Origin of the sequence: Alicyclobacillus fodiniaquatilis (genome assembly GCF_042678105.1) — a bacterium.
GTDB classification, from domain to species: Bacteria; Bacillota; Bacilli; order Alicyclobacillales; family Alicyclobacillaceae; genus Alicyclobacillus; species Alicyclobacillus fodiniaquatilis.
The window spans coordinates 83,927-98,759 of the sequence record NZ_JBHUCX010000075.1 but is presented as its reverse complement, the minus strand read 5'-3'; the positions used below and the strand labels follow the sequence as shown (position 1 = coordinate 98,759).

General features: G+C 51.1%; 12 protein-coding genes and 1 tRNA gene. 8 read left to right on the top strand and 5 right to left on the bottom strand.

The features are described from left to right. Positions 1–245 precede the first annotated feature (245 nt). Positions 246–437: a hypothetical protein gene (locus ACFSB2_RS19295; RefSeq protein WP_377944723.1), complete on the top strand. Its 192-nt coding sequence runs from the start codon at positions 246–248 to the stop codon at positions 435–437. A 49-nt stretch (positions 438–486) separates the two neighbouring features. On the opposite strand, the gene ACFSB2_RS19290 is transcribed toward ACFSB2_RS19295, so the two are convergent. From ACFSB2_RS19290 to ACFSB2_RS19275, 4 genes are all read right to left on the bottom strand, one after another. Further along, positions 487–1,395 carry a diguanylate cyclase domain-containing protein gene (locus ACFSB2_RS19290; protein WP_377944722.1) on the bottom strand — a complete coding sequence of 303 codons (909 nt, stop codon included), beginning with the start codon at positions 1,393–1,395 and terminating at the stop codon, positions 487–489. 415 nt (positions 1,396–1,810) lie between these two features. Then, positions 1,811–2,254, bottom strand: coding sequence for a hypothetical protein (locus ACFSB2_RS19285; RefSeq protein WP_377944721.1), 444 nt, complete (start codon positions 2,252–2,254; stop codon positions 1,811–1,813). A gap of 692 nt (positions 2,255–2,946) precedes the next feature. Beyond that, a complete protein-coding gene (locus ACFSB2_RS19280) occupies positions 2,947–3,621 on the bottom strand; it encodes a tyrosine-type recombinase/integrase (protein WP_377944729.1) in 675 nt (224 codons plus the stop codon). 148 nt (positions 3,622–3,769) lie between these two features. Further along, positions 3,770–3,845 (bottom strand) — tRNA-Pro (locus ACFSB2_RS19275). 219 nt (positions 3,846–4,064) lie between these two features. Between ACFSB2_RS19275 and pcrA the strand changes: the two genes are divergently transcribed. Further along, positions 4,065–6,317 (top strand): DNA helicase PcrA, encoded by a 2,253-nt coding sequence (gene pcrA / locus ACFSB2_RS19270; protein WP_377944728.1) that lies wholly within the window; start codon positions 4,065–4,067, stop codon positions 6,315–6,317. A gap of 29 nt (positions 6,318–6,346) precedes the next feature. Beyond that, positions 6,347–8,377, top strand: a complete 2,031-nt coding sequence (ligA, locus tag ACFSB2_RS19265; RefSeq protein WP_377944727.1) for an NAD-dependent DNA ligase LigA — start codon at positions 6,347–6,349, stop codon at positions 8,375–8,377. 89 nt (positions 8,378–8,466) lie between these two features. On the opposite strand, the gene ACFSB2_RS19260 is transcribed toward ligA, so the two are convergent. Continuing rightward, complete coding sequence (locus ACFSB2_RS19260; protein WP_377944720.1) at positions 8,467–8,613, bottom strand: hypothetical protein; 147 nt, start codon at positions 8,611–8,613, stop codon at positions 8,467–8,469. A 188-nt stretch (positions 8,614–8,801) separates the two neighbouring features. On the opposite strand from ACFSB2_RS19260, the gene ACFSB2_RS19255 reads away from it, so the two are divergent. The 5 genes from ACFSB2_RS19255 (at position 8,802) to rlmD (ending at position 14,584) form a co-directional block, all read left to right on the top strand. Then, positions 8,802–9,761, top strand: a complete 960-nt coding sequence (locus ACFSB2_RS19255; RefSeq protein WP_377944719.1) for an MraY family glycosyltransferase — start codon at positions 8,802–8,804, stop codon at positions 9,759–9,761. A gap of 162 nt (positions 9,762–9,923) precedes the next feature. Continuing rightward, the gene (gatC, locus tag ACFSB2_RS19250) at positions 9,924–10,226 is read left to right on the top strand and encodes an Asp-tRNA(Asn)/Glu-tRNA(Gln) amidotransferase subunit GatC (protein ID WP_377944718.1); all 303 of its coding nucleotides are present in this window, start codon (positions 9,924–9,926) and stop codon (positions 10,224–10,226) included. Beyond that, positions 10,223–11,659 (top strand): Asp-tRNA(Asn)/Glu-tRNA(Gln) amidotransferase subunit GatA, encoded by a 1,437-nt coding sequence (gatA, locus tag ACFSB2_RS19245; protein WP_377944717.1) that lies wholly within the window; start codon positions 10,223–10,225, stop codon positions 11,657–11,659. The genes gatC and gatA overlap by 4 nt, the downstream gene beginning before the upstream one ends. Further along, the gene (gene gatB / locus ACFSB2_RS19240; protein WP_377944716.1) at positions 11,656–13,092 is read left to right on the top strand and encodes an Asp-tRNA(Asn)/Glu-tRNA(Gln) amidotransferase subunit GatB; all 1,437 of its coding nucleotides are present in this window, start codon (positions 11,656–11,658) and stop codon (positions 13,090–13,092) included. Before gatA ends, gatB begins: the two co-directional genes overlap by 4 nt. Positions 13,093–13,225: 133 nt before the next feature. Continuing rightward, positions 13,226–14,584, top strand: a complete 1,359-nt coding sequence (rlmD, locus tag ACFSB2_RS19235; RefSeq protein WP_377944715.1) for a 23S rRNA (uracil(1939)-C(5))-methyltransferase RlmD — start codon at positions 13,226–13,228, stop codon at positions 14,582–14,584. Positions 14,585–14,833 lie beyond the last annotated feature (249 nt).

Here is a 14,833-nt window from a genome sequence, read left to right as displayed (position 1 = left end):
TATAACCGGCTCCTTTTCGTATTGTGGCTCTGCACTGGTTATCCCAAATTCAGTGTAACCCACGTGCTTACGAAATGGGGCCGGCCTCGTTCATTATGACTACTCAAAGAACGCCTGGGTGACCAGGAAGAGTATCTTGAGTTGACGGAGACGGAGCGGATGGCGATAAGCGTGAGGCATATATCAAGGCTGCCAGGGAGCGTCTTCCGATACTACTCAAGCGGTGGAGCATTATAGGCGAGACGTTGGATGACCTCAAAAAATACTATCCCGAATGGTGGGCGATTCTGTGGTTTAAATACGTGCTTGGCAAAACAGAAAAAGAAACGATGGAGAAAGCGGCGCGCGATGGCGTTCCATTGACACCACAGGAATATCGGACAAGTCGTAGGGATGCTTTGCGCCAGTTCGATAAATGGGCAGTCGACTTATGCTGACTGCTTTTGTTTGCGCACTGTAGCAAATCGATTATGTTCAACCAATTCATCAATGCATCTCCGGGATGATGATCTTGTTTTTAGCACGATACATAGCCAAATCAGCATTTCTCATAAGCGTCTTAACCGAGTCTCCGTCTGTGGGATAAAGTGCTACACCTATGCTTGCGGTAACGTAATGTTTATTGTCCTCGATAATAATGGGCTCTGAGACGACTTCTTTTATTTGCCTAATGAGACGATTCCAGCCCCCGTAGCTTTCTATGCATTGACGAAGGAGCGTGAACTCATCGCCACCCAAACGCGACACAACATCCCGCTTCCCTATGACCTTAATCAGTCGTTTGGCGACTTCGATCAGAAGCAGGTCTCCGATTTCATGACCAAAATTGTCATTTACGTGCTTAAACCCATCCAAATCGATTAAGACGAGACCGTGACGATGTTGCCTAAATTGCTGTATGACATCATTGACACAATTCATAAACAAACGACGATTTGGTAGATCAGTTAAAGGATCGTGGTATGCGAGATGAGCTATTTTCTTTTCTGCCTCAATCCGCTCTGTGACATCACGTCCAACCCAAATACTTTGAATGATTTCTCCAGATTCGTTGCGAATATATTGTGCCGTCGTCTCATACCAACGATATTTACCATTGTTATGGCGGATACGGCCCGTAAACCGACCCGTTTTTTGGCCTAAAGATAACATTTTGCGGAAATTTGCTAATTCAATGGTGTCTTCTGGGTGGCTGAAAAATGATGAAGGTTTCCCAATAACTTCATCCGGTGTATATCCGAGCAACTTGGTTACATTTGGAGAGATATAAGTGAAAACGCCGTCAGCAGAATAGGAAGATATAATGTTTTCAGACTGCTCTGAGATGAACGTGAACATTTGATCAATATCTAACAATTCCCTACCTTGCTGTGTGTCATGTCGTTTATTAGCCATACACTGAATCCGACTCCTCGTGACTTGTTTCCTAATAACATAACAATCCCAAAGTCCTCTGCACAACGTGGAGTTACTTGGAAATTGTGATTGTCATCGATGCTGGGGCTGAGAGTGATAGACACCTCAAAGAGATTCATGCTTGAAAAATCAACAGTAAAACCATAGTGATTCAACAGCAGTTCAACAGTAAACGACCTAAAAACCAGTATATTATGGTGTTCGGCCCAATTGAGAAGACGCTTGCTGACGACGATCAGCAGGCGTCTTTTTTGTTTACCAAGGTGGTGACTGTCATGTGAAGTCAAGCAGAACATAGACGAAATTACAAACTGTCCCTGCCCTCGATAATCCGTGCGCGTATAGCGTTTAAGGACGGGGGATCTGGCAATCGTCAAGGACGTTAATGGGTAAGTTAACCAGAATATGCTGCGCCATTGAAGCTTTCAGGACCCACTCGAAAGATACCGGTTGTGTTTGTGCTTACAAACATTGTGTATGTCAGTTGTCCGGAATTTGGAACTGGAACATTATAGTCAGAAGCAACATCAGAAATAACCTGCGTAATCGCGTTATAACTAACACTATATACCAATGTATCTGTTGATAGCGTCCCTCGAACAATGGCGATCGTTACGCTAGGAAAAGCTTGTTGAGGTGCTGCAGGCACTGCAGCCGCTATACCTACATTGGATTGTAGAGACAATGTCCATTCTAATTGAACTCTGATTGGTGAAACTGCACCTGTAACAATCAATCCGATCTGACCGACGAGTTGTGGTGTGTCGGTAAGTTGAACTGAAATAGAATCAGAATAGCTTGCATTTTGTGAAGTTCTTGCGTCGAGAAAGATGGGCATGTAATTTCACCTCCTGTATCTAGCGCAGAATATGCGTGTTCGCGGGTTGTTGCTTAGACAAGACGTAAATGTATGAATAAATCCGCATTCATCACGTGCGCAGCAAACCAGAAAAGCGAATAAAGGCGGTGTCAATGTGAGAAGAAATGGCATGCGCGTCCCGTCCAGGGAGGAATTGCTTGAAGAACGAGAACGAAAACGCAAAGAGTTTGAACGCCATGATGTCGTCTGCCGATACGTATGAACGCCGTGGCGGAAAAATAAAGCAGCGCAGGCGTGCGGCTGAATGAGGGGAGCCAAGGACGAATTCCTTCAGCATCCTTAATGTGCGAGTGATTCCAATCGGACACTGCCCGTCCTTGAGCGTGTTTAGCAGGAATCACCAATTATATGCAGAATGGCAATACAGCGCAAAAAACAGTTGTAGTGTCGTGACTTTGAGATAAATCCAGTTGAAGAGTGAGAGAAAGCAAGGGCGATTCGAATTCCCTGCTGTGTCCAAATATGTCAGTCCACCTTGATGCGAATCTCCCATAACATCTTGCCTTCTTCAGTGACGACAGCCCTGCAATTGAAGTGTATCATGCCTGCGATTTGAATCTCTGCTTCGCTACCTTCACACCAGTTGTCCATTGTTGCTCACGCCCACAGTTGGTGCATTTGATGATAAACATGGTGTACGCCCCTCATTCCTACAAACTTATGCCATTTAAGGGGTTGTACTTGTCGTTTTGTTCTTTCAAAGCAGTACCCCAAATTGCCAAGTAGCGCTGCGTCATGGATAGATCGGAATGGCGGAGTAGTCGTTGGTGTGTGAACACGTCCATTCCAGCCATCAAGCAGCGATGCATGCTTCGCTTCTTGCCAAACACTGTAATGGTATCGTGATCGAAATCTATGTCCTTCCAACGTAAATTTGCTAGTTCTCCAACCTTTATTCCAGTGCCGAGCAGGAGGACAATGATGGTGGGATCACGATAGGCGTAAAATGTCTTGTCGCGTTGTTTCAAGCGGCGATAGTAAAGAAGCATCTGTCGAATGTGGTGATCGGTAAATACGTCAATCTTCACATCAGTTTTGAATCGTGACATTTTGCGTATGGGGTTACTTTTTTCGTTGTACAGTTCCAATTCCGCTTCTGCATAGTTGAAAAACGCACGTATGTTGATCAACTTGTGGTTGAGTGTTACAGCATTGTTACCACGTTCAGATTGGCAATGAAGGAAGTATCTCTTAATCAGGGAGTGTGTCACATCACCAGAATCGACTACTTCATTGTTCACGCAAAATTGATGAAATTCTCCAAGTGTGCGCTGATAGCCGAGGATAGTATGAGGAGAAGCATTCTTGAGTTGACGATCATCCATGAAATCTTTGATTGCAAATTTGATCAACAAAAAACCACTTTCTTCTTGATTTTTTGTCTCAAGAAACAAGTGGTCTCGATAAGTGTAACCGTGTCTCGCTGTGACCACACGGTTCACGAAATGCTATAATCCCTTGTCGTTGCTACAATGGTCGGAATGACAGGACTCGAACCTGCGGCCTCACGGTCCCGAACCGTGCGCTCTACCACCTGAGCTACATTCCGAAGAAGAAATCCTTAAAGCGGACAAATGACACTATAACAGGTCTCCAAATTGGAGTCAATAGCGAGATTTCATCATCTCGTTTCTCGATCACGACGAGTCTTCCCGCACTTCTTCAATTTTCCATGTATTGTGATGCGAACAAATGATCGCTTGCAGTTGGACGAGCTGATATAATGATATATAAACAAGTGAGCGGAAGGTGTGAGCGTGTGGCTTTAGTGAAGGCCAGTACACAGACGATTCTGGAGGGACTGAATCCAGAACAGCAGCGGGCAGTCGAGACCACGGACGGAGCTTTGTTGATTCTCGCGGGTGCCGGAAGCGGCAAGACGAGCGTTTTGACTAGGCGAATTGCGTATTTAATTACAGAACGACGTGTGCCGCCATGGGCTATCTTGGCCATCACGTTTACCAATAAAGCTGCGCGTGAAATGCGTGAGCGGATCGAAAACTGGGTTGGGGCTATGAGCGCCGACATTTGGACGTCCACTTTTCACGCGCTTTGCGCGCGGATTCTTCGGCGCGACATCCAGCAAATTGGTTATGCGTCCTCATTTACTGTGTTGGATGCGACGGATCAACTGTCGGTTATCAAGCGCGTCATGGCGGATATGAACATCGATGTGAAGAAATTTGAACCGCGTGCGGTGCAGCATGAGATCAGCCAGCACAAAAACGAGTTGCGCGGCGCTGCGAAGGTGCGCGACAAAGCGGGGACATTGTTTGAAAAAATAGTCGGTGATGTGTATCTAGAATATGAACGCCGACTGCGGCAGAATCAATCGCTTGATTTTGACGATTTGATTCTCAAAACGGTTGAGTTGTTTCGCGAATCGCCGGACACGTTAAACTACTACCAAAATCGGTTCACTCACATTCACGTGGATGAATATCAAGATACGAACCACGCGCAGTACATGTTGGTCAAAATGTTGGCGGAGAAGCGCAAGAATCTATGTGTCGTCGGCGACTCGGACCAATCGATTTACGGATGGCGGGGGGCAGACATCCGCAATATTCTCGACTTTGAGCGGGACTATCCGGGGGCGACTGTCATTCGCTTGGAGCAGAACTATCGTTCTACACAGCGGATTCTGCGGATTGCCAACCAGGTCATCCAGAACAATCGGATGCGCAAAGAAAAAAATCTGTGGACAAATGCGTTGGAGGGAGACAAGGCTTATCTCTACCACGCTGCGGATGAGCGCACCGAGGCGATATTTGTCGCCAATCAGATGGAACAGTTGCATGACAAAGGAATGGCCTATCGGGACATGAGCGTGCTGTATCGAACAAATGCTCAATCTCGTGTCGTCGAGGAAATCTTCCTGCAAAAAGGCATTCCGTATCGGATTTACGGTGGGCTCAGGTTCTATGAACGCAAAGAAATTAAGGATGTTTTGGCCTATTTGCGGCTGGTGCTGAACGCGGATGACGACGTCTCCTTTCTGCGGGTCGTCAATGTGCCAAAGCGAGGAATTGGGCAAAGTTCCTTGGATAAACTGGAAGAATACGCGCGCGCGCACGAATGCTCGTTGTTCATCGCCGCGCAGCACGCGACGACGGCGGGGGTGACAAAACGGGCAGTCAGTGCGCTGGAAGGGTTTGTCCAACTGGTCAACATATTGCAGCAGCAGCGGACGTTTTTGCCGTTGACCGACATCGCCAGCGAGATCATCACACGTTCGGGATATCGGGATGCGCTTGTCGCTGAAAAGACGCTCGAAGCACAGAGTCGTCTTGAAAACCTTGAGGAGTTTCTCTCTCTGACGCGCGAGTTTGACGAAAATGGCGCTGAGTCGGGGGAGACAGGGGCGCTTGAGCAGTTTTTGACGGAGGTCGCGCTGGTGGCGGACAGTGATTTGAACAAAGGAAAACCAGCCCAGGATGAAGGCGGCGAAGAAGTGACGATGATGACGTTGCACGCCGCGAAAGGCTTGGAATTCCCGGTCGTCTTTTTGCTTGGCATGGAAGAAGGGATCTTTCCGCACAAACGCGCGCTGGATTCGGAACCGGAGATGGAGGAAGAACGCCGCCTTTGCTATGTTGGGGTGACGCGTGCAAAACAGCGGTTGTTTCTCACGACATGCGCCAGTCGCATGATATTCGGCGACAGGCGCTCATTCACCGCCTCGCGGTTTCTGGCGGAGATGCCTGCAGGGGATATTGAGAAGGAGAGCGAATTCAGTCGTGCCAAGACGGATTGGAGCACATCATTCCGACCAACGAGCTCGACGGCGGCACCAAGAAGTGGCATGGCGCGCATTGTGATGCCGGAGTCGTTTGGTGCAGACTTGTCTCTTTCCTATGAATCAGGAGACCAGGTAGAGCATCGAAAATGGGGGATTGGCGAAATTATCAGCACCAGCGGCGAGGGAGATAAGTTGGAACTTGTGGTGCGTTTTCTCGATCCGATAGGGGAGCGCAAGTTGTTTGCAAAATTTGCGCCAATCACAAAAGTGGATTCTTAACTTCAGCATTTGGAGGAACGTCTGTGGGCATGACGAAAGCAGAAGCAGCTTTGCGCGTCGAGGAATTGCGCAATGAAATTGAGTTTCACAACCGCCGCTATTACCAAGAGGACAATCCGGCCATCAGCGACGCGGAATGGGATGAGCTGATGCGAGAGTTGATCCAACTGGAGACAGCCTTTCCGGAATTGCAGTCGGAGGTCTCTCCTACACAGCGTGTAGGCGCGGCAGTGGCGGAAGGGTTCGTGAAGGTCGAGCATGAAATTTCGATGCTTTCGCTGTCGAACGCCTACTCGACGGAAGAATTGAGAGAATTCGACAAGCGCGTGCGGCAGGTGGTTGGCGACGAAGTGCGCTATGTCTGTGAATTGAAAATAGACGGATTGGCTGTATCCCTGCGTTATGAAAATGGGCGTTTGGTGCGTGGAGCGACACGCGGGGATGGTGAAGTGGGCGAAGATATCACCACCAACATTCGCACCATCCGCAATGTGCCGCTACAGTTGTCTGAACCGATTTCGATAGAGGTTCGCGGCGAGGCATATATGCCTAAGCAATCGTTTTTGCGCTTAAATGAACAACGCGAGCAGCAGGGATTGCCCCTGTTTGCCAATCCACGCAATGCAGCGGCGGGTTCTCTGCGCCAGTTGGATCCAAAAATCGCGGCGGAGCGCCGCTTGGGTGTCATTGTCTACCAGGTTGTCCAGGCGACCGATTACGCGTTATCCAGCCACAGCGAGGCGCTGGCATATGCGGAATCTCTCGGCTTGCCTGCTACTGGTCAGCGACAGCAATGTGGCGATATCGACGCCGTCATCGACTACATTGAAGCGTGGAGCGAACAACGGCGGTCCTTGTCATATGCCACAGATGGCATGGTCGTCAAAGTGGATGACATTGCATTACAGCAGGAGCTTGGGTTTACGGCAAAGAGCCCGCGTTGGGCCATTGCATACAAATACAAAGCGGAGCAAGCAGAGACAACGCTGCGAGAGATCGGCCTAAACGTAGGGCGTACGGGGGCGGTTACACCAACGGCGATGTTTGATCCGGTTCAGCTTGCGGGCACGACGGTCGCTCGGGCTTCACTACATAACGAGGATTTGATTCACGAGAAGGATATTCGCGTCGGGGATAGAATCATCGTGCAAAAAGCGGGCGATATCATTCCCGAAGTCGTGAAATCTTTGCCGGAAAAGCGTGAAACCGAGTTGCCTGTATTTGCAATGCCCGAACATTGTCCGCAGTGCGGGGAAGCGTTGCGCCGTCTGCCGGATGAGGCCGCTTGGCGCTGTGTGAATCCGAGCTGTCCGGCGTTGATCCGCGAGGGACTCATACACTTCGTCTCGCGAAACGCCATGAATATTGACGGTTTGGGTGAGCAGTGGATCACCATCCTGCTTGACAAGGAAATGGTTCAGACCGTTGCTGATTTGTATCGGTTGCAGAAGGAAGATATGTTGCAATTGGACCGCATGGGTGAAAAATTGGCAGATAAGCTGCTGCACGCCATCGAGGCAAGTAAACAAAACTCACTGGAGCGTTTGTTGTTTGGGCTAGGGATTCGACTTGTCGGCGAAAAGGCGGCAAAGACGTTGGCGCAGTCCTTTCAAACGATGGATAGACTGGCGAGCGCGACTGTCGAAGAACTGGTTTTGGTGCCGGAAATTGGGCCGAAGATGGCGGAGAGCATTGTGCAGTACTTTGAAGCGCAGGGCGCGAGGGCATTACTTGCTGATTTACAGGCGCTGGGGTTGAATATGGCGTATAAAGGGTTGCAAACCGCCAAAGTGGAAAGCATCTTTACTGGGAAAACGGTTGTCCTCACAGGGACGTTGGAAACGGTGGAGCGGAAAGCGGCGACCACGTGGATTGAGATGTTGGGCGGCACGGTCACAGGAAGTGTCAGTGCAAAAACAGATTTTGTCATCGCTGGCGCGAAAGCGGGCAGCAAGTTGGAAAAAGCGCAAGGTCTCATTGAATCTGGCAAAAATCCTGGATTGCAAATTTTCAACGAAGAACAGTTCTTAGCATGTGTGGATGAGGCGGGATTGCGCTGATTGCCATGATTGCTTTTTGTGCGATCAGGCAAACGACAGCCCCCATGATAGGGGCGCCGTTTGCCTCGCCGTTAAGATAGCGATTGGTGCTAGTCACGAGAACGAAGAAATTCGGATACACTTAATTTTTGTTCGGTTTGTGCGTGAAAAAAGGCAATGCGTTTCGAATAACGACCAACAAAGAATGCTACAGGGATAGCGATAATTAAGCCGATAATCAGATCGTGGGGTTGCATCAACGCCCAACCTCCTTTTTTGAGGTTCCTGTCCGTGCCTGTTTCTATCTCTATGTATGGCGACATCTGTCCATGCCTCGAAAAATGCTGGGGGCAATGAAATTTTCAATCCGAATTCGATGTCTATTTTGCTATAATGAAAAACGGTATGGCGAGAGAGCTGTGTGATAGGAGGAATATGGTTCGGCATGATTCCGTATTGGTACTATGTCATGAGCTTTGTCGTTGCTTTTGCGCTTGCCTATGCAACGGTGCCATTCATTCGCAAAATTGCCTTGCGCACAGGTTTTGTCGACAAGCCAAATCACCGTAAAATTCACAAAGAGCCGATACCGCTCTTGGGCGGCCTCGCAATATATGTTTCGTTTGTCTTGAGTGCTGGTTTTCTCGGTCATGCGGGGCAGACATTTTGGGGCATTGCCGTGGGTGGCTTTGTCATTTTTGGCATCGGCGTGATCGACGATTTCTACAAAACGCGCGGCCGTGATTTTAAGGCTTGGCCGAAGTTCTTGATGCAAATCATCGCCGCGGTAGTGCTCATTCTGTTTCAGATTCGCATCAGCGGCGTGAACAATCCGTTTCATCACACCTATTACACTTTTCCGCTGTGGTTGTCGGTACTGGCGACCGTGTTTTGGGTTGTTGCTATCACAAACATGATGAATTTCTTGGATGGCGTCGATGGCTTAGCTTCTGGGTTGGCGGCCATTTCTGCGGTGACGTTGTTTTTCATCGCTTTGCTGACTGGGCAGTATGTCATTGCCATCTTGGCTGTCTGCTTGATGGGGAGTTCCATTGGCTTCCTGCGCCACAACTTTCACCCAGCCCGTATTTTTATGGGGGACGCGGGTGCGACTTTCCTTGGCTACGTGTTGGCGGCCATTGCCGTTGATGGGGCGTTCAAGTCAGCGACCTTGGTGTCTATCATTGTACCTGTGCTTGCGTTGGGCGTGCCGATTTTGGACACGATTTGGGTCGTCGCGCGTCGCTTTAAAGAAAATCGGCCATTTTATTTGGCTGACAAAGGGCATACGTTCCATATGCTGATGAAATCAGGGTTGAGTCAGGTTCAAACCGTGGCTTTCCTTTACCTCTTGGGTGTTTGTTTTTCGTTGGCTTCCATTGTTGTACAACTTGCCGCCCATTGACGAGTCTGTCCATCGGCGGTCTATTTGTGCGGGCATTCGGATTGGGCGGCAGGTTTGCCCGTGTGCTATAATCCCCAAAAGAACCATCTCCGTTGATATGGCGCTGCAGGCGCCTGTTCATATTGCCATTCTGTTTGCGAATTGCTTAGGAGGGACAAACTGTTGAAAATTTCGGAAGAAACGGTCAGCCATGTTGCGCGTCTGGCTCGCTTGGCGATGTCAGAGGCGGATCGCGCTACATTGGCGCCGCAATTGAGCGAGATCTTGGAGTATGCTGAGCAGCTCCAACAGGTGGATTTAGAAGGGGTCGAACCGACGAGTCACCCATTTGAGCAAACCAATGTATTGCGCGCGGATGTTGCGCGTGAAGGTCTTTCCAGGGAGGCTGCGCTTGCCAATGCGCCTGACGTCGAGGATGGACAAGTCCGCGTGCCAGCTGTACTTGATGGAGGTGGCTCGGCATGAGTAAACATACGGTCAAAGAGATTTTGCAATCCATACATAATCGAGAAACGACTGCTGTAGATTGGGTGCGCACTTCCTTGCAGGCCATTGAGCAAGTAGATGCTCAACTGCAATCCTTCCTTCACGTAGCGCCGGAACAGGCAATCAAGGCTGCGGAACAACAACCGCAGGGGACTCTCGGCGGTGTGCCATATGCGCTCAAGGACAACATCAATACAGAGGGAATGCAGACCACAGCGGCGTCGCGCATTCTCGAAAACTACATTCCGCCGTATTCCGCCACCGTCACCAAGCAATTGCAAACAGCTGGCAGCGTTTTGGTGGGAAAGACGAACTTAGACGAGTTTGCGATGGGCTCCACGACGGAGACGTCGGCTTTCAAAAAAACCCGCAATCCATACAGTGAATCGCATGTGCCAGGCGGATCCAGCGGTGGTTCAGCCGCTGCTGTCGCAGCAGGATTGGTGCCGTTTGCACTCGGATCGGATACGGGCGGCTCCATCCGGCAGCCTGCGGCATTTTGTGGTGTGTTTGGCTTGAAGCCCACCTATGGCCGTGTATCTCGGTACGGGCTGATTGCTTTTGCGTCTTCGTTGGATCAAATCGGTCCGTTCACACACACGGCGGAAGACGCCGCCATTGTGATGAACGCCATCTGCGGTCACGATGCGCTTGATTCTACATCCGCCAAGGTGCCTGCAGAAGATTTCACTGCTGATTTGGCGATGGGTGTCAAAGGCTTGCGCATTGGTATCGTCCGCAATTTGCCCGAAGCGGGGTTGGATCCAGCCATCAAGCAGGCGACAGACGCAGCCATCCAGAGCTTGACGGCTGCTGGCGCGCAAGTGGTGGAAGTCGATCTTCCACATTCAGAGTACGCGGTCGCCACATACTATCTGATTGCGCCAGCGGAAGCGTCATCGAACTTGGCTCGTTACGACGGGGTTCGCTATGGCCGCCGTGTGGAAACGAGCGCTTTGCTCGACATGTACGAACAAACGCGGAGTGAAGGCTTCGGCATGGAGGTCAAGCGGCGTATCATCATCGGCACCTACGCGCTTTCGTCAGGCTACTATGATGCGTACTATAAACGCGCTCAGCAGATGCGCACGCTGATTCGGCAGGATTACGAGCGGGCGTTTGAGCAGTGCGACGTGATTCTGATGCCGACTACGCCGACCACCGCCTTTCCGTTTGGCGACAAAGCGGACGATCCGCTCCAGATGTATCTGAACGACATCTACACCATCCCTGCCAATCTGGCTGGCATTCCTGGCGCGAGCGTCCCTTGCGGGTTTGCCAACGGGTTGCCGATTGGCTTGCAGATTCTGGCGAAGCCGTTTGCGGAGCGGACCATTCTGCGTGTGGCGCATGCGTATGAACAACTACGCGATTTTGCGTGGCCGACACCAGCGTTGGGGGTGGCGAAGTGAACTACGAGACGATCATTGGCCTTGAGGTCCATGTCGAGTTAAAGACCAACTCAAAGATTTTTTGCGGCTGTAAAAATGACAGCAAATCAGCGCCGAATACGAATGTCTGCCCTGTTTGCATGGGCTTTCCGGGGGCATTGCCGGTCTTGAATCAGGAAGCGGTGGATTTGGCGCTCAAAGCTTCTTTGGCGCTCAATTGTCAAATCAACCAGCAGTCGAAATTTGACCGCAAAAACTATTTCTACCCGGATTCGCCGAAGGCATATCAGATCTCACAATACGATAAGCCGGTTGGGGAACATGGATATATCGAGATCGACGTCAATGGCGAGCGGAAGCGGATTGGCATCACGCGCGTGCACCTGGAAGAGGATGCCGGGAAATCGACGCATGCGACAGATGGATCGCACACCTTGGTCGATTTTAACCGCACAGGTGTGCCGCTGATTGAGATTGTGTCCGAGCCGGATATTCGCACGCCGGAGGAGGCGCGTTTGTATCTCGAAGCGCTCAAATCTATCATGCAGTATTGTGATGTCTCCGATTGCCGGATGGAAGAAGGGTCTTTGCGCTGTGACGCTAACATCTCCTTGCGACCGGTTGGCGAAGCGAAATTTGGCAACAAGGCTGAATTGAAGAACATGAACTCGTTCAGGAACGTGCAGCGAGGACTGGAGTACGAGGAACAGCGCCAACACGACGCATACGAGAATGGCGACAACGTGGTCCAGGAGACGCGGCGTTTTGATGAGGCGACGCAAACGACCATTTCCATGCGTTCCAAAGAAGAGGCGCATGACTATCGCTATTTCCCAGAGCCGGATCTGGTCGATCTCCACATTGACGACGCCTGGTTGGATGGCATTCGCGCTGCATTGCCGGAACTGCCATTGCAAAAGCGGGCGCGTTACGAAACGGAGCTTGGCTTGCCTGTGTATGATGCGGGCGTGCTCACGTCAGATCCGCAGGTCGCGCTTTATTACGAAGCGGTGATTGCGTCTGGGGTGGATGCGAAAGCGGCGAGCAACTGGGTGATGAGCGACGTGCTCGGCGCTTTGAACAATGAGGGGAAAACGCCTGCGCAATCACCGATTTCGCCGGAAAACCTCGCTGGTCTGATTCAGGAACTGGACAGCGGCAAGATTTCGTCCAAGCAGGCGCGTGAAGTGTTCAAGTTTATGTGGGACTCTGGCAAAACTGCAAAGGCCATCATTCAGGAGAAGGGCTTTGAGCAAATCAGCGATGCGTCTGTACTCGGCCCGATGCTCGATGAAGTACTGGCGAACAACCCGAAATCTGTCGAGGACTACAAGGGCGGCAAAGCACGTGCGCTCGGTGCCTTGGTTGGCCAAGCGATGAAGGCGACGCGCGGCAAAGCGAATCCCGCGTTGGTCAACGAACTGTTGATTGAGAAGATCAAAGCGTTGGATTGATTGGCGGCTGAATCATTGACGTCTTGGACAAAATGGATAGCAGAGGGGCTCGTGCATCTATGTGCGAGCCCGCCTTATTTTTGGATATTGGTGTGCATATCGCACGCTTTGTGAATCGAACCGGAGGATATACATGACAAATGTGAAGACAAACGCCCCTGTAGCAGTGGGCGAGCATCATGAAGTGACAGCCGTTCGCTTGAATGACGACGGCGATGGCGTAGCCACTGTCGAGGGATTGACTGTATTTATCCCCTATCTTCTGCCTGGGGAGAAGGCGACTGTGCGCGTGATCGAACGGCAGCGGCGCTTTGCTAGGGCTGCGCTGGTAGAGCGCCATACTTCAGCAACGGACAGGCAGGATGCGCCATGTCCTGTGTTTGGTGAATGCGGCGGTTGTCAGGTGCAACATCTTGCTTATGCGTCGCAACTGGCGTGGAAGGCTGGCAGCATTGCCAGGGTGGCCAAACAACTGGGATTGGATGCGGATACTGTGGTGCGCCCCATCATTGGCAGCGAGTCCCCCTTCCGCTATCGCAATCAAGTGCAGATGCCGGTGGCGTTCGATGCAGAAGCAGGGAAAGTGAAAATGGGCTTCTTTGGCGCGCAATCGCATCGCATGATCGAGACGGATTCCTGTCATCTGCAGAGCCAGGCGATGCAAAAGACGCTGGTTGCCGCCTGCGCGTTTTTGACCAAACTCGGCAGCGCGTTGGCGACAAAGGTACATCATGTCATTGTGCGGGAATCGGCGATGAATGGGGAGCAGTTGGTGGTTTTCGCGAGTCACGCCAACAGCGCTGAATTGAAGCGCGCGCTGATACGATTCAAGGCGGCTGATGTGACGACCGTGGGTCTGACGGTGCAGCCGAAAATTGGCGGGCCTGTTTGGGGGCGGACGGTCGAGATCTTGCGGGGAACCGGGATGCTGCAGGAGCGGATAGGCGGCATTTTGTTTCGGGTTTCGCCGAGATCGTTCCTACAGGTGCAAACACCGCTTGCAGAGCAGATGTATGCGACGGTGCGTGATTATGCGGCGTTGACACCCGAAGATACGGTCATTGACGCTTATTGCGGCATTGGAACAATGACCTTGATGTTGGCCCAGACGGCGCGGCATGCCATCGGCGTTGAAGAAGTGGCGGCGGCTGTGGCGGATGCGCGCACCAATCAGGCGGACAATGGCATCCAAAATGCTGAATTTGTCGCCGGAAGTGTCGAGACATGGCTGCCGAAATGGGTCGCCGATGGCAATCGTGCGGATGTCGCCGTGTTCGATCCGCCGCGCAAAGGCATTGATCCGGCGGCCTTGGCGGCTGTTGCAGAAGTGGCGCCAAGGCGGATTGTCTACGCGTCTTGCAATCCGGCCACATTGCAGCGGGATTTGAAGTATCTGATGGAGCATGGGTATGCGGTCGAAGCGATGCAGCCGCTGGATATGTTTCCGCAGACGAGCCACGTGGAGTGCTGTGTGTTGCTCATTAGGAAGTAGCATTTTGAGAGCCGCATTTACCTGCCTGTTGAAGCCCGAACGTATTTAGCGTTCGGGCTTTTGTGTATTTGGAGGACAATCGGATAGAGAGGAATGAAGTTTTTTCGTGGGGCTTTAACTGATATGAACGAGGCCGTCAACCGCCACTCGTTTTTTTCTTGTCAAGAGACCATGGAGTTAAATGCCTGGCCCGAAGGCAAGGTTCGTCGACGGTTGGCAGTCTGATATACGCGGGTTGGATACCGCAGT

Coding starts and splice junctions, on each gene's coding strand:
- ACFSB2_RS19290 (WP_377944722.1), bottom strand. CDS start 1,395: ATGGCTAATAAACGACATGACACACAGCAAGGTAGGGAATTGTTAGAT.
- ACFSB2_RS19285 (WP_377944721.1), bottom strand. CDS start 2,254: ATGCCCATCTTTCTCGACGCAAGAACTTCACAAAATGCAAGCTATTCT.
- ACFSB2_RS19280 (WP_377944729.1), bottom strand. CDS start 3,621: ATGGATGATCGTCAACTCAAGAATGCTTCTCCTCATACTATCCTCGGC.
- ligA (WP_377944727.1), top strand. CDS start 6,347: ATGACGAAAGCAGAAGCAGCTTTGCGCGTCGAGGAATTGCGCAATGAA.
- ACFSB2_RS19260 (WP_377944720.1), bottom strand. CDS start 8,613: ATGCAACCCCACGATCTGATTATCGGCTTAATTATCGCTATCCCTGTA.
- ACFSB2_RS19255 (WP_377944719.1), top strand. CDS start 8,802: ATGATTCCGTATTGGTACTATGTCATGAGCTTTGTCGTTGCTTTTGCG.
- gatA (WP_377944717.1), top strand. CDS start 10,223: ATGAGTAAACATACGGTCAAAGAGATTTTGCAATCCATACATAATCGA.
- rlmD (WP_377944715.1), top strand. CDS start 13,226: ATGACAAATGTGAAGACAAACGCCCCTGTAGCAGTGGGCGAGCATCAT.